Genomic DNA, 19,445 nt, shown 5'->3' with positions numbered 1-19,445 from the left:
CGAGGGGCTGGGCGGTGTGGCGGTCACCGGTCGACGCCTCCCATCACGGGGTCGATGGACGCGACGGCGACGATGACGTCGGCGACCTGGCCGCCTTCGCACATGGCCGCCACGGCCTGGAGGTTGGTGAAGGACGGGTCGCGGAAGTGGACCCGGTAGGGACGGGTGGAGCCGTCGGAGACGACGTGCGCGCCCAGTTCGCCCTTGGGCGACTCGACGGCGGCGTACGCCTGGCCGGGCGGGACCCGGAAGCCCTCGGTGACCAGCTTGAAGTGGTGGATCAGGGACTCCATCGAGGTGCCCATGATCTTCTTGATGTGGTCGAGGGAGTTGCCGAGGCCGTCCGGGCCGAGGGCGAGCTGCGCCGGCCAGGCGATCTTCTTGTCGGAGACCATGACCTCACCGGGCTCGCGGAGCCGGTCGAGACACTGCTCGACGATCTTCAGCGACTCGCGCATCTCGGCGAGCCGGATGAGGAACCGCCCGTAGGAGTCGCAGGTGTCGGCGGTCGGCACCTCGAAGTCGTACGTCTCGTAGCCGCAGTACGGGTCGGTCTTGCGCAGGTCGTGCGGCAGGCCGGTCGAGCGGAGCACCGGCCCGGTGATGCCGAGCGACATGCAGCCGGCCAGGTCGAGATGGCCGATGCCCTTCATGCGGCCCTGGAACAGCGGGTTCCCGGTGGCGAGTTTGTCGTACTCGTCGATGTTCTTGCGGAGGGTCTTCACCCCCTCGCGGACCTGGTCGAGGGCGCCGGCCGGGAGGTCCTGGGCGAGGCCGCCGGGGCGGATGAACGCGTGGTTCATGCGCAGGCCCGTGATCAGCTCGAAGAGGTCGAGGACCACTTCGCGGTCGCGGAAGCCGTAGATCATGATGGTGGTGGCGCCCAGCTCCATGCCGCCGGTGGCGATGGCCACCAGGTGCGAGGAGAGCCGGTTCAGCTCCATCAGCAGGACACGGATCACCGACGCGCGGTCGGGTACCTGGTCCTCGATGCCGAGGAGCTTCTCCACGCCGAGGCAGTAGGCGGCCTCGTTGTAGAAGGGGGTCAGGTAGTCCATGCGGGTGACGAAGGTGGTCCCCTGCGTCCAGGTCCGGTACTCGAGGTTCTTCTCGATGCCGGTGTGCAGGTAACCGATTCCGCAGCGGGCCTCGGTGACGGTCTCGCCGTCGATCTCCAGGATCAGCCGCAGCACGCCGTGGGTGGACGGGTGCTGGGGACCCATGTTGACGATGATGCGCTCGTCGTCGGACTTGGCCGCGGCCTCGGCGATCTCGTCCCAGTCGCCGCCGGTCACCGTGTAGACGGTGCCCTCGGTGGTCTCGCGCCCGGCCGAGTAGCCGACCGCGTCCTCCTCGGCGGCGGTTGCGTGCCCGGCCTCCTGCCGGGGGTGGGAAGTGCTCATCAGCTGTACGACCTCCGCTGGTCGGGAGCCGGGATCTGGGCGCCCTTGTACTCGACGGCGATGCCGCCGAGCGGGTAGTCCTTGCGCTGCGGGTGGCCCTGCCAGTCGTCGGGCATCATCAGCCGGGTCAGCGCGGGGTGGCCGTCGAAGACGAGGCCGAAGAAGTCGTACGCCTCGCGCTCGTGCCAGTCGTTGGTCGGGTAGACGGAGACCAGCGAGGGGACGTGCGGGTCGGCGTCGGGGGCCGAGACCTCCAGGCGGATCAGCCGGTTGTGGGTGATCGAGCGCAGGTGGTAGACGGCGTGCAGCTCGCGTCCCTTGTCCTCCGGGTAGTGCACGGCGCTCACCCCGGTGCACAGCTCGAAGCGGAGCGCCGGGTCGTCCCGCAGGGTGCGGGCGACGCGCACCAGGTGCTCGCGCTCGATGTGGAAGGTGAGTTCGCCCCGGTCGACCACGGTGCGGTCGATGGCGTTCGCCGGGAGCAGGCCCTGCTCCTCGAGGGCGCCTTCGAGTTCGTCGGCGATCTCGTCGAAGACGCCGTACCCCTCGCGGGAGGTGGGGCCGCCGTAGGGCCGGCTGGCCGGTCCCGGGAGCGAGACGGTGCGGACGAGGCCGCCGTACCCGCTGGTGTCGCCGGTGTCCTGGGCGCCGAACATGCCCCGGCGGACGCCGATGACGTCGCCGCCCTCGCGGCGGGCGGCCGGGAGCGCGGACTCCTCGCGCGGCTCCTCGGGGTCCTGGTGGGTGTCGCTCACCGCAGCAGCCCCTTCATCTCGATGGTCGGCAGCGCCTTGAGGGCGGCTTCCTCCGCCTCGCGGGCCGCCTCCTCCTTGTTGACGCCGAGCTTGGAGCTCTGCACCTTCTGGTGGAGCTTGACGATCGCGTCGACGAGCATCTCGGGGCGCGGCGGGCAGCCCGGCAGGTAGATGTCGACGGGGACGATGTGGTCGACGCCCTGGACGATCGCGTAGTTGTTGAACATGCCGCCGGAGGAGGCGCAGACGCCCATGGAGATGACCCACTTGGGGTTGGGCATCTGGTCGTAGACCTGGCGCAGTACGGGCGCCATCTTCTGGCTGACCCGGCCGGCGACGATCATCAGGTCGGCCTGCCGGGGCGAGCCGCGGAAGACCTCCATGCCGAAGCGGGCCAGGTCGTAGCGGCCGGCGCCGGTGGTCATCATCTCGATGGCGCAGCAGGCGAGGCCGAACGTGGCCGGGAACATGGACGACTTGCGTACCCAGCCCGCGGCCTGTTCGACGGTGGTGAGCAGGAAACCGCTCGGAAGTTTCTCTTCGAGTCCCATGGGTGGCTCTCAGACCCCTCTATCCCTCGTGATCCCTCGTGGGCGTGCGGTTCAGTCCCATTCCAGGCCGCCGCGGCGCCAGACGTAGGCGTAGGCGACGAAGACGGTGAGCACGAAGAGGAGCATCTCGACGAGCCCGAAAAGCCCCAGGGCGTCGAAGCTCACGGCCCAGGGGTAAAGGAAGACGATCTCGATGTCGAAGACGATGAAGAGCATCGCCGTCAGGTAGTACTTGATGGGAAATCGCCCACCGCCGGCCGGAGTCGGGGTCGGCTCGATGCCGCATTCATAGGCTTCGAGCTTGGCCCGGTTGTACCGCTTCGGTCCGATCAGGGTGGCCATGACCACGGAGAAGACCGCGAAGGCCGCCCCCAGGGCTCCCAGTACGAGGATGGGCGCATACGCGTTCACCGCTCCTCGCTCCTCTCAGTCGGCACTGACTGCATTCGGCGACGTGGGCCCCTCGGCGATTCCGCCCGATCCGCCCCGGCACGCCCACGAAGATCGCGAACATGTGAGGCAGTTCACAAGCCCAACTGCCCCGCATCCTATGCCTGCCGTCCTGTGATCTGCGACACGGGGGTCACCAACGTCTTTGTGATCTCCACCACCTGACGAAGGATCATGAAGTCGGATGAGCGGTGATCTTCACACGTGAAGCACCCGAGTGATCACCAGAGGTGACATCTTCGATCATCGGAGCAGGTCGGAGGGGGTTTCGCTAGCAAGATCGACTGTCCGGAGCAACTTTGCGATGGACGCCCCGGCTTGATATAGGGACAGGCCATCTATCCGGCCACGGACAAGCGGAGCCTCGCCCTCCTGTCGACTCGGGACGGACCGGCGAAAAGCGGACTCCTCGCCACCACACCTCCGCAAGCACTCCGCAAGGGGCCCCGGACTCCTCCGCACCGGTGTGCGTGCACACGTTCACGAGCGCGCGGGACGCAGCTGACGCAGTGACCGTTCCGTGACCTGCGCCACGTCGTCACCGACGGCCGGATCCGGGGCTTGGCCATCCGCCCACTGCGGTGGTATGCCGTGGGCAATTCGGGCGTAACGCGGAAAACCAGTGATCACACGCATGATCACGACGGCCCGATTTGCCCGTTGTGGCGTCAATAAGGGCCCGTGCGCCGCGCGTTCGGCGGGCAAAACGGACAGCTGTGGCGCACCCCACGTTTCTTGTGGGTAACCGGACGACCCTGGTAGCGGTTGTCCCATGTCCCACTCCGCTCCCATACGCAGCCACCGGAAGCCCCGCCGCCGCAGCACGTCGACCATGGCGCTGCGAGCCGGAGTCGCCGGTGGCGTCCTCAGCACCATCGCGGTCGCCGGCAGCGCCAACGCCGCCACGGCCGCCGAACCGGTCACCGAGACCATCGAGATGCCCACGCTGACCGCCGCCCTCACCTCGAAGGTGGCCCTCTCCGCCGAGGCGACCCAGCAGGCCGCCGACGCGTACCAGTACCGCGCCGAGCAGCAGTCCGCGGCCGAGAAGGCCGTCAAGGACGCCAAGAAGGCGCACAAGGCGGCCGAGAAGAAGGCCGAGGCCGCCGCCAAGAAGAAGGCCGAGGAGCGCGCCGCCGCCGCCGAGCGGGCCGCCCGCAGCGCCGAGCGCACCGACCTGTCCGGCGTCCAGACCGCCGCCGCCACCTCGTCCTCCTCCGGCTCCAGCGCCTCCGCGCCGAGCCAGGACGTCCCGGCCCCGGCCTCCGGCTCCGTCGCCTCGGTCGTCAGCTTCCTCCAGGCGCAGGTCGGCGACGCCTACGTCATGGGCGGCACCGGCCCCAACTCCTGGGACTGCTCCGGCCTCGTCCAGGCCGCCTTCAAGCAGGTCGGCGTGGACCTCCCGCGCACCTCGCAGGAGCAGTCGACCGCCGGCACCCAGGTCGGCACCTCCAACCTCCAGGTCGGCGACATCCTCTACTGGGGCGGCCAGGGCTCGGCGTACCACACCGGCGTCTACATCGGCGACGGCAAGTACCTCGACGCCGCCAACCCCTCCAAGGGCGTCGTCATCCAGGACCTCTCCGGCTACCCGGCCGACGGCGCGGTCCGCGTCCTGTGAGCTAGCAGTACCCCCGTCCCCAGAACACGCGAAGACCCGCCTCCCTGAAGGGAGGCGGGTCTTTCGCTGTGCGTACGGGCCGCGCCCGCGCCGGGAGTTACGCCTTCGGCGCGACCTTCGTCAGGCCGTTGATGACGCGGTCCATCGCGTCGCCGCCGGTGGGGTCGGTGAGGTTGGCCAGCATCTTGAGGGTGAAGCGCATCAGGACCGGGTGGGTCAGGCCGCGTTCCGTGGCGAGTTTCATGACCTTGGGGTTGCCGATGAGCTTCACGAAGGCGCGGCCCAGGGAGTAGTAGCCGCCGTAGGTCTCCTTGAGGACCTTGGGGTAGCCGAGGAGGGCGCGTTCGCGCTGGGCCGGGGTGGAGCGGGCGTGGGCCTGGACGATGACGTCGGCGGCGATCTGGCCGGACTCCATGGCGTAGGCGATGCCCTCGCCGTTGAACGGGTTGACCAGGCCGCCCGCGTCGCCGACCAGGAGCAGGCCCTTGGTGTAGTGGGGCTGGCGGTTGAAGGCCATCGGGAGGGCGGCGCCGCGGATCGGGCCCGTCATGTTCTCCTCGGTGTAGCCCCACTCCTCGGGCATGGAGGCGGTCCACGCCTTCAGGACCTCGCGCCAGTCCAGCTCCTTGAAGGAGGCGGAGGTGTTGAGGACGCCGAGGCCGACGTTGGAGGTGCCGTCGCCCATGCCGAAGACCCAGCCGTAACCGGGCAGCAGCCGGTCCGGCCCGGGGCCGCGCTTGTCCCACAGCTCCAGCCAGGACTCCAGGTAGTCGTCGTCGTGGCGGGGCGAGGTGAAGTACGTGCGGACCGCGACGCCCATCGGGCGGTCCTCGCGCCGGTGCAGGCCCATGGCGAGGGAGAGCCGGGTGGAGTTGCCGTCGGCGGCGACGACCAGCGGGGCGTGGAAGGTGACCGGGGTCTTCTCCTCGCCGAGCTTGGCCTCGACGCCCGTGATGCGGCCGGTGCGCGGGTCGGTGATCGGGGCGCCGACGTTGCACCGCTCGTGGAGGCGGGCGCCGGCCTTCTGGGCCTGGCGGGCGAGCTGCTCGTCGAAGTCGTCGCGCTTGCGGACCAGTCCGTAGTCCGGGAAGGAGGCGAGATCCGGCCAGTCGAGCTGGAGGCGGTGTCCGCCGCCGATGATGCGCAGGCCCTTGTTCCGCAGCCAGCCGGCCTCTTCGGAGATGTCGATGCCCATCGCCACCAGCTGCTTGGTGGCGCGGGGGGTGAGGCCGTCACCGCAGACCTTCTCGCGCGGGAAGGCGGTCTTCTCCAGGAGCAGGACGTCGAGTCCGGCCTTGGCCAGGTGGTAGGCGGTCGTCGAGCCGGCCGGCCCGGCGCCGACGACGATGACATCCGCGGTCTGTTCGGTGCGGGGCTCGTTCACTGCTGGCTCTCCCCGGGACTGGGTTATCGGGTGCCGTCCGGCACGGGACAGGTGCAGTCTATGCAGCGGTACCTGTCACCGAACTGAAGGGCCGCACCGAAGATGACCAACCCTCCGCCCGCGATCGGCCTGCGCGTCCCCACCGAGGAGGACGCCTACGCCTGGCACCGGGCGTTCGACGACCCCGAGGTCATGGAGTTCCTCGGCGGGAAGTCCGCCGAGCGTTCCGTCTACGAGGAGATGACCGCCCGCCAGCGCCGGCACGACGCCGAACACGGCTTCTGCTTCTGGACGCTGACCGATGCCCGGGGTGAAGTGCTGGGCTTCACCGGGGCCCAGCCCTGGCCGCACGACTGGAGCCCCGCTGTCGGGCAGATCGAGATCGGCTGGAGGCTGACTCGGGCCGCCTGGGGCCGGGGGTACGTGACGGCCGCGGCCCGCGAGACGCTGGAGCGGGTGCGCGCCGCCGGGGTCGAGGAGGTCGTGGCTCTGGTGGACGCGGCCAACCATCGCTCCTCGGCCGTGGCTCGGCGGCTGGGCATGGGCGAGCCCGAGGAGTTCCGGACGCCGTCCGGGCGGGCTGCCTACTGCTACCGGCTGAAGCTCTGACGGGGGCCGGGGTGGGCTGGGCTGGGGCCGCCCCGGCCTTTGGCCTCAAGCGTCGGCCGGGCTGTCTTTGGCTGGGGGTGGCTGGGGTCCGCCTCAGCGTGCCGCGCCTTGACCCTGCGGGTCACTGACTGGCCTCAAACGCCGGCCGGGCTATAGGGATTCGCGGTTCGTTCGCCGTCTGGTCGGGCGGGGCCGCACCGGGGTACCTCCTCACAAACTGCAGGGTGCGGGGTCAGTCGCTTCAAGACGGCCGTGTGTGCAGTTTGCTGCGGGGGCACCCCGGCACGACCCCGCCCTTCCGTCTCGCCGGCGTCGTCCCGCCGGTGGGAGGAGAAAAGACAGACCGTCCCCTATTGATCTGTGTGGCCGGCTGAAGCCACGACGGTGGTCGCTGTGGAGAAGCCCGGTATGGGGGACGGCCTCGTCCCCCCCTCCGGCGGTCGGCCGCGTACGAGACCGTGGGGTGGGGACGTGTCGGGGTGCCCCCGCAGCAAACTGCACACACGGCCGCCATGCTCCAACTGACCCCGCACCCTGCAGTTTGTGAGGAGGTACCCCGGCGCGGCCCCGCCCCACCCCCGCACCGGAGAAACCGCGAACCTCACAGCCCGGCCGGCGCTTGAGGCCAATCAGTGACCCGCAGGGTCACGGCGGGGCAGACGGCGGCGGAGCCCAGCCACAGCGCAACCGAACCCAGCCCGGCCGGCGAGTGAGGCGAGTCAGTGACCGGCAGGGCACACCCGGCGCCACCGGCGTGGCCGGAAGAGGCGGGCTCAGGGAGCCTTGTAGCCCCGGTGCAGGGCGACGATCCCCCCAGTGAGGTCGCGCCACGCGACCCTGCCCCAGCCGGCCTTCTGAAGGAGCCCGGCCAGCGCCGGCTGGTCGGGCCACGCGCGGATGGACTCGGCGAGGTAGACGTAGGCGTCCGGGTTGGAGGAGACGGCGCGGGCCACGGGCGGCAGGGCGCGCATCAGGTACTCGGTGTAGACGGACCGGAACGGCGCCCAGGTCGGCTGGGAGAACTCGCAGATCACGACGCGGCCGCCGGGCCTGGTCACCCGGTACAGCTCGGCGAGGGCGGCCGAGGTGTCCTGGACGTTGCGCAGGCCGAAGGAGATCGTCACCGCGTCGAAGGTGTCGTCGCGGAAGGGGAGCCGCATCGCGTCGCCGGCCGTGAACGGCATCCAGGGGTGGCGCTGCTTGCCGACCTGGAGCATGCCGAGCGAGAAGTCGCAGGGCACGACGTACGCGCCGGCGCGGGCGAAGGGCTGCGAGGAGGTGGCGGTGCCGGCCGCCAGGTCGAGGATCTTCTGCGCGGGCCGCGCGTCGACGGCCCGGGCCACCTCCTTCCGCCACAGCCGGGCCTGCCCAAGCGACAGCACGTCGTTGGTCAGGTCGTAATGGGCCGCCACGTCATCGAACATCGAGGCGACTTCCTGCGGCTGCTTGTCCAGAGATGCACGCGTCACCCCGCCATTGTGCCTCCGGCCGCCGCGCGCCCCGGGGCCGGGCCACCCCCGGCGCGCCCCGCCCGCTCAGCGGGCCCGGTGCACCAGCCGCCCGGCCAGCACGGTCGCCACGCAGGCGGTCGCTCCCCCGTCCCGCAGGGCAGCGGCGTCGGGTACGTCGAAGGCGGCGAGGTCGGCCCGGGCACCGGGGGCGAGCGGTACGCCGGAGAGGGCGTCGTGGCCGCCCGCGAAGGGGTCGAAGGACGGCACGCCCTCGCCGGAGACCGGCCCCGCGACGACGGAGACCCCGGACCGCGCCAGCGCCGAGCGCACGGCCGGGTCGGTGACGGGCCCGGCCACCCGGGTCACGCCGTGCCGCAGCAGCCGCTGGAGGCCGCGCCGGACGCTGCCCGCCCAGCGGGTCCGGTCGGGGGCGAGGCGGGCGAGGGCGTCGCCGGTGAGCGGGGTCTCGCCGAGCTGGTCGTACTCGCGCGGGTCCGGGTGGTAGGCCGCCTCCAGCAGGGGGGCGGCCCGGGTGTGGGTGAGGCCGGTGGTGAGGAGGCCGGGCCAGGCGCGGGTGCGGGCGCCGGGGTGGGCGGCGGCCAGGTCCGCGCGGGGGCCGACGGCCAGCACCGCCTCGCCCTGGACCAGGACGGCGCCGTCCGGCAGCGGTTCGGCACCGGGCGGCAGCAGCAGCGGGGCGGTGTGGAGGGTCAGCATGGGGAGCGGCCCGGTCAGTTGGGGGCGAGCAGCTTCAGTTCGGGGTGGGCGGTGCCGCCGTCGATGGCGATGGAGGAGATGTGCGAGGCCACGCGGTCGTCGACGGGGTCGTCGGCCGGGTCGTCGTGGACGACGAGGTGCTCGTAGGTGGTGGCGCGCTGGGCGGGGACGCGGCCGGCCTTGCGGATCAGGTCGATGATCTCCAGGCGGTTGGAGCGGTGCTTGGCACCGGCCGAGGAGACGACGTTCTCCTCCAGCATGATCGACCCGAGGTCGTCGGCGCCGTAGTGCAGCGACAGCTGGCCGACCTCCTTGCCGGTGGTCAGCCAGGAGCCCTGGATGTGCGCCACGTTGTCGAGGAAGAGCCGCGCGATGGCGATCATCCGCAGGTACTCGAAGAGGGTCGCCTGCGTGCGCCCCTTCAGGTGGTTGTTCTCCGGCTGGTACGTGTACGGGATGAAGGCGCGGAAGCCGCCGGTCCGGTCCTGCGAGTCGCGGATCATCCGCAGGTGCTCGATGCGCTCGGCGTTGGTCTCGCCGGTGCCCATGAGCATGGTCGAGGTCGACTCGACGCCCAGCCGGTGGGCGGTCTCCATGATCTCCAGCCAGCGCTCGCCCGACTCCTTGAGCGGGGCGATGGCCTTGCGGGGGCGGGCCGGCAGCAGCTCGGCGCCGGCGCCCGCGAAGGAGTCCATACCGGCGGCGTGGATGCGCTCGATGGCGTCCTCGACGGTGGTCTTGGAGATCCGCGCCATGTGCTCGACCTCGGAGGCACCGAGCGAGTGGATCACCAGCTCGGGGAACTCCTTCTTGATCGCGGCGAAGTGCTTCTCGTAGTACTCCACGCCGAAGTCCGGGTGGTGGCCGCCCTGGAACATGATCTGCGTGCCGCCCAGCTCGATCGTCTCCGCGCAGCGGCGCAGGATGTCGTCGAGGTCGCGGGTCCAGCCCTTCGCCGTGTCCTTCGGCGCGGCGTAGAACGCGCAGAAGCGGCAGGCGGTGACGCATACGTTGGTGTAGTTGATGTTCCGCTCGATGATGTACGTCGCGATGTGCTCCGTACCGGCGTACCGGCGGCGGCGTACGGCGTCGGCGGCGGCGCCGAGGGCGTGCAGCGGAGCGTCCCGGTAGAGCGCCACCGCCTCCTCGGGGGTGATGCGGCCGCCCGCCGCGGCACGGTCGAGGACGGACTGGAGGTCGGCCTTCTCGGTCACGCGGCTGACACCTCTCGGCGCGGGGGGATTACCTGTCCACCTCAGACTACGCCGTACCCGTTCGTGCGGTTCGCTCGCCTCCGGGGCGCTGGTGGGGCATGTTCCAGCCGTCCGCCAGCCGCGAGGGGCGCAGCCGGTGGCCGCCGCCGTAGAACTCGCAGAACTTCGTGATCAGCGGGTCCCAGCCCTCCGGGTCCACGTGGTGCGTGTCCGGGACGACCAGGTCCTCCTCCACATGGGTGCGCAGGACCTCGGCCTGGAAGGCGGTGGCGTGCAATGCCGGGCCGCCGAAGGGGTGGGCCGCGACGACCCGGCACTCCAGCTGGACCGGGCACTCGGCGACGCGGGGAGGGCGGACCAGGTCGGAGGGCTGCTCGGTCAGGTGCGCGGCCGCGAACTTCTCCGGCTCGTACCGGTAGCCCTGCTTCGCCTTCTTCTCCGGGACGTCGGGTCTGCCGGTGGTGAGGGCGAGGCGGTCGACCGCGTCCGCCAGGGCCGAGGAGGGGAGGCTGAGGACGCACTCGCGCTCGCGCAGCAGGTTGGCGGTGGTCCGGGCGGCGTCGCCTAGGCCGAGCATGGCGTACTGCCCGAGCCACCAGGCGGAGGAGATCGGCGCGAGGTTGGCCGTGCCGTCCTCGTTGCGGGTGCTGACCAGCACCACCGGGGTGCCGAAGTAGAGGACCTTGAGTCCGGGGACGACGTGCATGGGCGGCGCCTTTCGCGGAGTTCCGGCGGAGGGTCCGCGCTGGGGCGCGGCCTCTGCGACCCTCTCGCGGGCGGGGCGGGGGCGCTGGCGGGAATGCGACCTGGCGTTTCCGGGCTGCGGCCACCCGGCTCAGGCGGCCGCCGCCCCCGCCACCAGCAGCACCCCGTACGCGCCCGCCAGCAGGCTCGGGCCGAAGGCGAAGGCGGTGCGGCGGCCCGCGCCCTTCGCCAGGACGAGGAACAGGCCGTGGACCGCGCCCACGACCAGCCCCGCGAAGGCGCCGAGGAAGACGGCGCCGAGGCCGTACCAGCCGAGGGCGGCGCCGAGGGCGAGGCAGAGTTTCACGTCGCCGAAGGCGAAGCCGTCCGGGTTGATCAGGAAGAGGACGAAGGCGCCGCCGCCGAGGGCGAGCAGGCCGTACAGGGCGCCGAGCCAGGAGCCGGCGGCGCCGGGCAGGGCGGCGGCCACCCCCAGCAGGGCGAGGACCCCGGCGGCGAGCGGCAGGGTCAGCGGGTCGGGCAGCCGCATGACGCGCAGGTCGACCACGGCGAGGAGCAGGCCGACCGGGGCGGCGAGCAGCCAGACCGCCAGTTCGGGACGCGGTCCGGTGGTGAGGGCGAGGGCGGCGCAGAGGGCGGCGGTCAGGAGTACGGGGAGCGCCCGGCGGCCCAGTGGCGTACGGCAGTCGGGACAGTTCGGCCCGCCCAGCCAGCCGCCGAGCGGGTGGCCGTCCGGGCAGGCGGTGTGCCACTCCTCGCCCGCCGGGGCGGCGAAGCGGTACGCGGCGCGGGGCAGCAGCGCGCCCCAGCCCGCGCCCCAGAGGGCGGCGAGCGGGGCGAGCCAGAGGGGGCCGGTCACCCGGCGGCGGACGCGGTGTCGCGCCAGGCCGGAAGGAGCTCGTCGAGGAGGGCCTCGGTGCGCGGGGGCAGGCCCCGGGCACCGCTGCGGGCCACCAGGCCGGCGGCGCGGCGGGCGAGGGCCTCGGTGTCGCCGCCCGCGTGGGTGGCGCGGAGCAGTTCGTTCCAGAGGCGCTCGTCGTCGGGGGCGGTGGACAGGGCGCGCTCCAGCGCCTCGATGGCCTTGCCGGCCCGCTCCTTCTCCAGGTGGAAGGCGGAGAGGGCGAGGCCGATGTCGGCGACGAGGAGCGGCAGTTGGGCGTCGACGATCTCGTGCGAGAGCCAGCCGTACCGTCCCTCGGGCCGGTCGGCGAGGAGCGGGCCGCGGACCAGGCCGAGGGCGTCGGTGAGGGCCCGGCCGCGCACGGCACGGTCGGTGGCGCCACGGCCCTGGGTGGCCTCGTGGTAGAGCGAGCGGAGCACGTCGAGGTCGGAGACGACGGACTTGGCCAGGTGGAGGCGGCCCGCCTCGTCGGTGGTCAGGCGGGGCGTGCCGTCCTCGTCGGTGCCGAGCCAGTCGCGCAGCCGGTCCACCAGCGCGTCCCGCACGTCCTCGGTGACCCCGCGCGGCCAGAGCGCCGAGGCGAGCACGCGTACGTGGACGCCCTCGCGGTGCAGCAGGAGCTGGGCCAGCGCCTCGTGGAGCAGGACGGAGCGGGAGCCGTCGGGCGCGTCGATGCCGATGATCTCGTACGGGCCGACCATGCGGGCGTAGACGGCCGGGCGGCCCTGTTCGGTGACGTCGACCAGGAAGGGCGGCGGGGCGGCGCCCGGCTCGGGCTCGTGGTCCGGGTCGGCGGTGGTGAACAGGTCGACCAGGGCGCGCTGTTCGGCGGCCTCGACGCGCTGCGCGTCCAGCTCCAGGCCGAGCAGCGGGGCGAGCAGGCGGCCCTCCGGGGTGATCTCCATCTCCCAGGCGGCGCCGGGGAGTTCGCCGCTCTCGGTGCCGATGAGGTAGCCGAAGCCGAGGCGCGGGGCGTCGGCGGCCAGTTCGGCGAGGCGGGTGGCCTGTTCGGCGGTGGGCTCGGCGGCCAGCAGGACCAGGTGCGGGGCCCAGCGGGTGTGCTGGGCGGGGCCGGTGCGACCGGTGAGGACCGAGTCGTGGCCGGCGGTGCCGAGCGCGCCGCGCCGCTGGCGGGTCTCGGCCTCCATCGTCTCCAGCAGCGCGGGGACCCCGTCGAGGTGGCGCAGCCGGGTCGGGGCGATGGCGGTCAGCTCCTCGCCGAAGCCGACCAGGGTGACGGTCATCCGGTCCGACCAGCCGCTGGTGGCCAGTTCGGCGGCGACCGAGGCGAAGACGGCGTCCCGGTCGGCGGCGGCGCCGCTCAGCGAGACGATGCCGGGGACGGCCTCCAGGTTGAGCAGGAGGCGGGAGTCGTCGAGCGTGCCGAGCGAGACCAGGCCCGGGAAGGGCGCGGCCGCCTCGCTGTCGCCGTACCGCTCGCCGTCGGCCCGCGCCAGCATCCAGAAGGTCTCGTCCTGGCCGGTCTGCCACGGCGCGGGCGGCTCCCCGGCGGGCTGGGCGAGCTGGAGGTGGAGGTCGCCGTCGCTGAGCCAGGCCGCGTAGACGGTGGGCAGCGGGCGCGACTCGTCGGCGAGCGAGGCGGCGAGGCCGCGCAGGGAGCGGTCGAGGAGGCGTACGCCCTCGGAGTCGGCGCCGATCAGCAGGGCGTCCTGGACGTCGGCGGCGGAGCCGGCCGGAACCGGCGGCTCCATGCCGCGGCGGCCGCCGACGGCGCTCATCGCCGACTGCCACAGGGCGGCCCGGCGGCGCCGGCCGAGGGCGCCGAGGAGGCCGGCGGCGAGCAGCGGCGCGGTGATCAGGGCCTCGGGGAGGCCGAAGGAGAAGCCCTCGGCGGCCGGGGCGGCCGTCTGGGGCTGCTCGGCCGGGCGTTCCGTCGGGATCGAGATCTGCTGGGTGTCGCGGTCGGTGGCGCCGGTGTCCGGCTTCTGCTCCTGGGCGGCGGAGCCGCCGCCGGTGGCGGTGTCGCCGGACTTGGCGTAGTCGGCGATCTGCTCGCGGAGTTCCTCGGAGACCTGGGGGGCCTCGTCGGGCATCTCGACCAGTTCGCCGCCGGTGGCGTCGGCGGGCATCTCCATGATCCAGCCCGGCCGGATCAGGCTGGCCTCGGAGAGCCGCGAACCGTCGGGCTGCACCCGGTCCTTGTTGAGCTGGTAGATCTCGTGGTAGCGGCGGCCGTCGCCGAGGTGGCGCTCCGATATCTCCCACAGGGAGTCGTGGTGGCGGCCCTCGGGCGGCTGGATGCGGTAGTACTTCGTGTCGCCCTTGGCCGCGGCGGGCTTGGCAGCGGCCTGCTCCGCCTGGGCGCCCGCCTGTTCGGCGACGGCGGAGGCGGCCGACTGGGCGGCGGTCCGGTCCTGGCCGAAGAGGCCCGGGGTCTGCTGGGCAGCCGCGGCGGCGGGCTGCTGGTGCCCTTCCAGCTGCTGGCCGAGCTGGCCCAGTCCGGGCGAGAAGCTGGCGGCGGTCGCGCCCAGGAGCAGGACGGCGGCGACCAGTTGACGGGCCAGCGCCTGGCTCGGGCCCGCGCCCGGCACCCGGGAGGGCAGCCCCACGCCGGAGAGCGCCGCCTTCACCTCGACCAGCACACAGGCGGTGAACTGCGCCCAGGCGAACCACACCACGACCGCGAGCACGTTCAGGAACGTGTCCACCGTGATCTCCTGCTGGAGCATGTCCAGCGAGGGGGCCTCGTCCGGCAGCGGCCAGCCGATCACGGAGGCCAGGGCCAGCGGCACGCCGACCACGAGCACGGCCAGCGCCAGGAAGGCGAGGACCGCCTTGGCGAAGTCGCCGAAGGTCCGCCGCGTGCGGGGCAGCGGCTGGGGCTGCGGCTGTCGCGTCGCATGCGTCGAACGCGTCGAGCTGTGGGGGGTGCGGCGGGCCATGGGCACAGTCCTGTGGACGGGTACGGGGGCGGCTTCGCCGCCTGTCGTACGGGGTCGGGTTGGGTGTGGCCTGAGCCTACTTAGTCGGCATGACCCTGTCGAAGGGATGCGGGTCTGGACCCGCGGGGTTCCCGCTTGGGGGCGGGGATTCCCCCTTGTCTTTAGGGACCGGGAACTGGGGGTGGCGGTTCCCTGCCGGGGGCATCCGGGGCTGGGCTTGTCCTTTGCCCACGCCTCTGTCGACCGTGCCGGTCACCGATGGCCTCAAACGCCGGCCGGGCTGTAGGGGTTCGCGGTTCGTTCGCCGTCTGGGTCGGGCGGGGCCGGCTCGGGGTACCTCCTCACAAACTGCAAGGTGCGGGGTCAGTCGCTTCAAGACGGCCGTGTGTGCAGTTTGCTGCGGGGGCACCCCGGCACGACCCCGCCCTTCCGTCTCGCCGGCGTCGTCCCGCCGGTGGGAGGAGAAAAGACAGACCGCCACCCATTGATCTGTGTGACCAACTGAAGTGACGACGGTGGCCGCTGTGGAGAAGCCCGGTATCGGGGACGGCCTCATCCCCTCCCCCGGCGGTCGGCCGCGTACGAGACCGTGGGGTGGGGACGTGTCGGGGTGCCCCCGCAGCAAACTGCACACACGGCCGCCATACTCCAATTGACCCCGCACCATGCAGTTTGTGAGGAGGTACCCCGGCGCGGCCCCGCCCCACCCCCGTGCCGGAGGAACCGCGACCTTGACAGCCCGGCCGGCGCTTGAGGCCAGTCAGTGACCCGCAGGGTCACGGCGGGGCAGACGGCGGCGGGCCCGGCCGCAGCGCAACCGAACTTAGCCCGGCCGGCGCTTGAGGCCAATCAGTGACCGGCACGGTCGAGGGGGTGCGGGTCGCGACGGAGCCCAGCCGGTCCCAGCCCCTGCCGGGAGGCGAGCCCCAGCCGGGAGGCGAGCCCCTGCCGGGAGGCGAGCCTCAGCCGACGGCGTTCTCGGCGACCGAGCGGCCCTTCACGGTGACGGCCCCGCCGTAGAACATTCCGGTGAAGACGGGGTCGTAGGTGAGCTGGATCTCCACCTCGACCTGGTCGACGGAGGCGGCCACGCAGCCGCTGGCCGCGATGTCGGCCCCGTTCATGCCCATCTCGGCGGCGAACTGGCGCACGCGCGCCCCGCAGTTGGCGTAGTTGATGGGAGCGGGGCCGCCCTCGTCCTCGTAGAGGGCTTCCCGGTCGATGTCCTGGGCGGCGTAGCGGGCGGCCTGTTCGGCGATGTCGGCGGCGCGTTCGCGCTTGGAGATGGAGAGTCCGCCGTCGATGACGAAGGCGGCGAGGGTGAGGAAGACGAGGGCGAAGATGATGACGGCCCCGGCTCCGGAGCCCCGGTCGTCGGGCCGGCGTCGGCGTACGGCGGCGCGCAGGCGCGCGGGGATCGTCACGCCGTCCTCCGGAACGGGTCCAGGGGCGAGCTGAAGCTCGCCGTGAGCGTGGTGGGGACGTTGACGCCGATCATGGCGAGGCCCCGGATCTGGCAGCTGACCTCGACGGTGAACAGGGTGTCCGGCTCGAACCCGGCGCTGGTCTGGCGCACGCTGACCGGGCCGGCGCAGACGTCGGCGAGGTTGGCCTCGGCGGCCCGGCGGGCCTCGGCGAGGGCGGTGCCGTGGTCCTTCTGGATCGACCCGGCACGGGCGGCGTCCCGGGCGGCCCCGTCCAACGCGCCGCGTCCGTCGACCAGTTGGCCGAAGGCGACCAGGACGAGGATGAAGAGGATCATCACCGGGGCGAGGATGACCACCTCGATGGTGGAGATCCCCGCGTCGGCGGCGGGCCGGGAGGCCCCGGGGCGGCCGAGGAGCCTGGCCCGGCGGTCCCGTACGAGGGAGGCCAGGCGCGTCCTGCGTGCCGTACGTGCCGTGGGTGCCGGCGGAGTCATCAGCCGCCCTCCTCGACGAAGCGCTCGACCGGGCCGGAGGACTGCGCGTGGACGGTGAGGTCGAGCCCGGGGAAGACGGTGGGGATGCGGGCGGTGATCTCCACGCCCACGGTGTTCGGTTCGGGCTGGAGCATGGTCACGTTCGGGCTGACGACGAGCTGCGGCCCGAGCTGCCGGATGTAGGCGTTGGTGACGGTGCGGGCCTCGCCGCGCCAGCCCCCGGGGTTCTCGTCGGCGGTGGCGCGGGCCTTGCGGGCCCCGGCCTGGGCGGCGGCCTGGGCGACGTGGTCGGCGAAGAAGTACAGCGCGAACTGGACCGTCGCGAAGATCATGAAGAAGAGGATCGGGGTGAGGAAGACGAACTCGATCGCCGTCATGCCGCTGTCGCCCGACTCCCTGGCCGCCGCCCGCCGCGAGGCGGCGAACCGGCGCAGGGCCGAGCCGCGCGCGGGCACGGCACGGCGCGGTCTGCGGGCATCCCCTCGGGGGCCTGGCCTTCTCGGTACGGGCTGCACGGGTTCGGGGCTCCTGGGACAGGCGGACTCATGGGTGGACGGCAAGGGGTCCGGGCGCGCGGCCCGGACCCCGGGGCGTCCGGGGTGAGAGGGGCGGGGTCAGCAGGTGCTGCCCGCGTCGGCGCCCTTGATGCAGTCGCCCACCTTGTTGGCACCCTCGCTGAGGGCGGCGTTGAGGATGGCCGCGACGACGCCGACGATGGCGACGACGACGGCGGAGATGATGACCCACTCGACCGCGGAGGCACCGCGGTCGGTGTCCTCGTCACGGGCGCGCTCGACGCGCGCCTGGAGGAAGGTGATCAGGAAGTCGACGGCGGGGTGGCTGAAGCTCCGTCCGAATCGCATGGCGAGTCCTCTCGGATGGTCGGTGGGGTCGGTCGAGGTCGGGTGGGCGGGTGTGAGGAGCCGGTTCAGACCTGGAACACACGCATGGCGGCCGGGAAGATCAGGAAGACGAGGAAGCCGGCGCAGAGCAGGAGCTGGGCGACGAGCATGGACTGGGACTTCTCGCCCGCCGCGCCCTCGATCTCGGCCATCTCGCGGTGCCGCATGGTCTCCGCGCGGGATGCCAGCGACTCGCGGACCTTGGCGCCGTCGTCGGCGACCAGGGCCAGCGAGGCGGCCAGGTCCTTCAGCTCCTCGATACCCAGTTCCTCACCGAGCTCACCGAGCGCCTGCCACTGGCTGTGCCCGGTGATCCGGGCGTCGTTGAGGGCGTTACGGATGCGCTTGGCGGCCCAGCCGTCGCTGACCTCGGCGGCCGCCATCAGCGCCTCGGGCAGGCCGCGGCCGCCCGCCAGGCTCATGGAGACCAGGTCGAGGTAGGCGCCGATGACGCGCCGCAGGTCGCGGCGGCGGTCGGCGGCGTCCCGGCGGACCTCCAGGTCGGGCAGGAAGAAGAAGACCAGGGCGAAGGCGAGCGCCATCCAGACGGGGATGATCGGGCTGGAGCCGAAGCCGAGCCGCCACACGATGACGAAGAGGAACGGGCCGAAGAAGAGCCCGGCCCCCGCCAGCAGCACCTTGGTGGCGAGGAACTTCTCCCAGCTCCGGTCGAGGACCGCGAGGTCGGCACGGAGCGAGCGCTGCTCCCAGCCCTGCTGGAAGTAGAGCTCGGCGACGCGCGTACCGACCTTGGAGCGCAGCGTGTCGAGGCGGCCCGTGCTGTCGCCGGCGCCGCGTCCCGAGGAGTAGGCACTGCCCCGGGCGCGGAGCGCGTCGATGCGGGCGACCTGGGCGACGGGGCTGGACTTGGCCGGCATCAGGGCGCGGACCAGCGCGTAGATGCCGAGGCCGAGGACGGCACCGATGAGGATCGGCGTGGTCAGGCTCATCGCCGCGTCCCTTCCTGCTCGGGGGCGGCGCCGTAGGGCGCGGCCTGGCCCGGCGCGTCAGGGGTGCGGGGCCGGACGAACTGCTGGACGGCGGGCTGGTCGCGGACGAGGAAGCGTTCCGGCGTCTCGATGGTGGAGAGCTTGCGCAGCCACCAGAAGCCGAGCGCGAAGAGGCCGCAGACGCAGGCGAGTACGGCCTGGCCGACGGGGGTGCCGTACGGCGCGACGAAGTCCCGGTTGAAGACGGCGAGTCCGAGGACGAAGGCGACCGAGACGGCGACGACGATCTGCACGGAGCGGCGGGTCGAGGAGCGCTGCGCCATGACGCGCTGCCGCATGTCGACCTCCTCGCGGGCCGACTTGGCGAGCGCGCCGAGGACCTGGCGCAGACCGGGCCCGCGCAGCCGGGCGTTGAGCATGAGCGCGGCGACGATGATGTCGGCGGAGGCGTCGTCGATCTCGTCGGCGAGGTGCTGGAGCGCCTCGGGCAGCGGGGTGCGCGAGCGCAGCCGGTCGACGAGGGCGTCCAGGTGCGGACGGAGGACGGGGGCGGCGGCGCGGGCCGAGGCAGGGATGGCCTGTTCGAGGCCGACGGCGCCGGCGATGGTGTCGCGCAGCGACTCGGTCCAGGAGGCCAGCGCCTCCACCCGGCGCATGGCGGCCCGCTCCTCGGCGGCACCGCCGAAGAGCTTGTCCCAGAAGAAGACGAGGACGCCCGCGGCGATACCGGCCACCGCCCAGCGGGTGACCAGCAGAACGACCAGGCCGACGCCGGCCGCGAGCGAGCCGCGCTGTCCGGCGAACCGGAGCAGTTCGGCGGCGCGTTCACCGGCCTTGGCCTTCTCGTGCTCGGGCTTGGCGGGCAGCCCGCGGATGGCGGTGACGAGCAGGGCGATGCCGCCGCCGACGGCGAGGCCGCAGCCCAGCGCGTAGAGCACGGGGAGGGAGAAGAGGCCGCCCATGCCGTCGAGGGGGCCGGCGGCGAGGTGCAGGGGACGGTTCATGCGG

At 72.6% G+C, this 19,445-nt stretch carries 19 protein-coding genes; 2 read left to right on the top strand and 17 right to left on the bottom strand.

Annotated features, from left to right (window positions below):
* Positions 1–23: 23 nt before the first annotated feature.
* From OIM89_RS18115 to OIM89_RS18100, 4 genes are read right to left on the bottom strand one after another with little or no spacing between them, the layout of a single operon-like run.
* On the bottom strand, positions 24–1,403 hold the full coding sequence (locus OIM89_RS18115) for an NADH-quinone oxidoreductase subunit D (protein ID WP_030697620.1): 1,380 nt from the start codon (positions 1,401–1,403) through the stop codon (positions 24–26).
* Positions 1,403–2,158 (bottom strand): NADH-quinone oxidoreductase subunit C, encoded by a 756-nt coding sequence (locus tag OIM89_RS18110; protein ID WP_047464384.1) that lies wholly within the window; start codon positions 2,156–2,158, stop codon positions 1,403–1,405. The genes OIM89_RS18115 and OIM89_RS18110 overlap by 1 nt, the downstream gene beginning before the upstream one ends.
* Positions 2,155–2,709, bottom strand: a complete 555-nt coding sequence (locus tag OIM89_RS18105) for a NuoB/complex I 20 kDa subunit family protein (RefSeq protein WP_003948736.1) — start codon at positions 2,707–2,709, stop codon at positions 2,155–2,157. Before OIM89_RS18105 ends, OIM89_RS18110 begins: the two co-directional genes overlap by 4 nt.
* Positions 2,710–2,760: 51 nt before the next feature.
* Positions 2,761–3,120, bottom strand: a complete 360-nt coding sequence (locus OIM89_RS18100) for an NADH-quinone oxidoreductase subunit A (protein ID WP_003948737.1) — start codon at positions 3,118–3,120, stop codon at positions 2,761–2,763.
* A gap of 871 nt (positions 3,121–3,991) precedes the next feature.
* Here OIM89_RS18100 and OIM89_RS18095 point away from each other — a divergent pair.
* On the top strand, positions 3,992–4,780 hold the full coding sequence (locus tag OIM89_RS18095) for a C40 family peptidase (RefSeq protein WP_037665331.1): 789 nt from the start codon (positions 3,992–3,994) through the stop codon (positions 4,778–4,780).
* A 97-nt stretch (positions 4,781–4,877) separates the two neighbouring features.
* Here OIM89_RS18095 and OIM89_RS18090 read toward each other — a convergent pair whose 3' ends face one another.
* Positions 4,878–6,164, bottom strand: coding sequence for a geranylgeranyl reductase family protein (locus tag OIM89_RS18090; protein WP_008409051.1), 1,287 nt, complete (start codon positions 6,162–6,164; stop codon positions 4,878–4,880).
* Positions 6,165–6,266: 102 nt separating this feature from the next.
* Between OIM89_RS18090 and OIM89_RS18085 the strand changes: the two genes are divergently transcribed.
* Positions 6,267–6,773, top strand: coding sequence for a GNAT family N-acetyltransferase (locus tag OIM89_RS18085; protein ID WP_030697623.1), 507 nt, complete (start codon positions 6,267–6,269; stop codon positions 6,771–6,773).
* 773 nt (positions 6,774–7,546) lie between these two features.
* Here OIM89_RS18085 and OIM89_RS18080 read toward each other — a convergent pair.
* The 12 genes from OIM89_RS18080 to OIM89_RS18025 all read right to left on the bottom strand — a co-directional run bounded on the left by OIM89_RS18080 (position 7,547) and on the right by OIM89_RS18025 (position 19,441).
* Positions 7,547–8,242 (bottom strand): demethylmenaquinone methyltransferase, encoded by a 696-nt coding sequence (locus OIM89_RS18080; RefSeq protein ID WP_226965387.1) that lies wholly within the window; start codon positions 8,240–8,242, stop codon positions 7,547–7,549.
* A gap of 66 nt (positions 8,243–8,308) precedes the next feature.
* On the bottom strand, positions 8,309–8,941 hold the full coding sequence (locus OIM89_RS18075) for an imidazolonepropionase-like domain-containing protein (RefSeq protein WP_030697625.1): 633 nt from the start codon (positions 8,939–8,941) through the stop codon (positions 8,309–8,311).
* A gap of 14 nt (positions 8,942–8,955) precedes the next feature.
* Positions 8,956–10,155 carry a cyclic dehypoxanthinyl futalosine synthase gene (mqnC, locus tag OIM89_RS18070; protein WP_264491427.1) on the bottom strand — a complete coding sequence of 400 codons (1,200 nt, stop codon included), beginning with the start codon at positions 10,153–10,155 and terminating at the stop codon, positions 8,956–8,958.
* Positions 10,156–10,201: 46 nt separating this feature from the next.
* Positions 10,202–10,861, bottom strand: coding sequence for a flavin reductase family protein (locus tag OIM89_RS18065; protein ID WP_264491426.1), 660 nt, complete (start codon positions 10,859–10,861; stop codon positions 10,202–10,204).
* 129 nt (positions 10,862–10,990) lie between these two features.
* Positions 10,991–11,719 (bottom strand): prepilin peptidase, encoded by a 729-nt coding sequence (locus tag OIM89_RS18060; RefSeq protein ID WP_030697628.1) that lies wholly within the window; start codon positions 11,717–11,719, stop codon positions 10,991–10,993.
* The gene (locus OIM89_RS18055; protein WP_264491425.1) at positions 11,716–14,664 is read right to left on the bottom strand and encodes a BTAD domain-containing putative transcriptional regulator; all 2,949 of its coding nucleotides are present in this window, start codon (positions 14,662–14,664) and stop codon (positions 11,716–11,718) included. Before OIM89_RS18055 ends, OIM89_RS18060 begins: the two co-directional genes overlap by 4 nt.
* A 962-nt stretch (positions 14,665–15,626) precedes the next feature.
* Complete coding sequence (locus tag OIM89_RS18050; protein ID WP_030697630.1) at positions 15,627–16,088, bottom strand: pilus assembly protein TadG-related protein; 462 nt, start codon at positions 16,086–16,088, stop codon at positions 15,627–15,629.
* Positions 16,085–16,585 (bottom strand): TadE/TadG family type IV pilus assembly protein, encoded by a 501-nt coding sequence (locus OIM89_RS18045; protein WP_030697631.1) that lies wholly within the window; start codon positions 16,583–16,585, stop codon positions 16,085–16,087. Before OIM89_RS18045 ends, OIM89_RS18050 begins: the two co-directional genes overlap by 4 nt.
* Complete coding sequence (locus tag OIM89_RS18040; protein ID WP_078857982.1) at positions 16,585–17,100, bottom strand: TadE family protein; 516 nt, start codon at positions 17,098–17,100, stop codon at positions 16,585–16,587. Before OIM89_RS18040 ends, OIM89_RS18045 begins: the two co-directional genes overlap by 1 nt.
* A gap of 99 nt (positions 17,101–17,199) precedes the next feature.
* Positions 17,200–17,448 (bottom strand): hypothetical protein, encoded by a 249-nt coding sequence (locus tag OIM89_RS18035; protein ID WP_023418858.1) that lies wholly within the window; start codon positions 17,446–17,448, stop codon positions 17,200–17,202.
* Positions 17,449–17,513: 65 nt separating this feature from the next.
* On the bottom strand, positions 17,514–18,437 hold the full coding sequence (locus OIM89_RS18030; RefSeq protein WP_023418857.1) for a type II secretion system F family protein: 924 nt from the start codon (positions 18,435–18,437) through the stop codon (positions 17,514–17,516).
* A complete protein-coding gene (locus tag OIM89_RS18025; protein ID WP_175457825.1) occupies positions 18,434–19,441 on the bottom strand; it encodes a type II secretion system F family protein in 1,008 nt (335 codons plus the stop codon). Before OIM89_RS18025 ends, OIM89_RS18030 begins: the two co-directional genes overlap by 4 nt.
* Positions 19,442–19,445 lie beyond the last annotated feature (4 nt).

The organism is Streptomyces sp. BI87, assembly GCF_025957665.1.
In the GTDB taxonomy this organism is placed as follows: Bacteria; Actinomycetota; Actinomycetes; order Streptomycetales; family Streptomycetaceae; genus Streptomyces; species Streptomyces albidoflavus.
The sequence above is the reverse complement of the archived record's forward strand: the minus strand, read 5'-3'. Positions and strand labels throughout refer to the sequence as shown.

Excerpts from the sequence above, each read along its gene's own strand:
- OIM89_RS18115 (WP_030697620.1), bottom strand. The coding sequence starts at position 1,403 with ATGAGCACTTCCCACCCCCGGCAGGAGGCCGGGCACGCAACCGCCGCC.
- OIM89_RS18105 (WP_003948736.1), bottom strand. The coding sequence starts at position 2,709 with ATGGGACTCGAAGAGAAACTTCCGAGCGGTTTCCTGCTCACCACCGTC.
- OIM89_RS18095 (WP_037665331.1), top strand. The coding sequence starts at position 3,992 with ATGGCGCTGCGAGCCGGAGTCGCCGGTGGCGTCCTCAGCACCATCGCG.
- OIM89_RS18085 (WP_030697623.1), top strand. The coding sequence starts at position 6,267 with ATGACCAACCCTCCGCCCGCGATCGGCCTGCGCGTCCCCACCGAGGAG.
- OIM89_RS18075 (WP_030697625.1), bottom strand. The coding sequence starts at position 8,941 with ATGCTGACCCTCCACACCGCCCCGCTGCTGCTGCCGCCCGGTGCCGAA.
- OIM89_RS18065 (WP_264491426.1), bottom strand. The coding sequence starts at position 10,861 with ATGCACGTCGTCCCCGGACTCAAGGTCCTCTACTTCGGCACCCCGGTG.
- OIM89_RS18055 (WP_264491425.1), bottom strand. The coding sequence starts at position 14,664 with ATGGCCCGCCGCACCCCCCACAGCTCGACGCGTTCGACGCATGCGACG.
- OIM89_RS18045 (WP_030697631.1), bottom strand. The coding sequence starts at position 16,585 with ATGACTCCGCCGGCACCCACGGCACGTACGGCACGCAGGACGCGCCTG.
- OIM89_RS18035 (WP_023418858.1), bottom strand. The coding sequence starts at position 17,448 with ATGCGATTCGGACGGAGCTTCAGCCACCCCGCCGTCGACTTCCTGATC.
- OIM89_RS18030 (WP_023418857.1), bottom strand. The coding sequence starts at position 18,437 with ATGAGCCTGACCACGCCGATCCTCATCGGTGCCGTCCTCGGCCTCGGC.
- OIM89_RS18025 (WP_175457825.1), bottom strand. The coding sequence starts at position 19,441 with ATGAACCGTCCCCTGCACCTCGCCGCCGGCCCCCTCGACGGCATGGGC.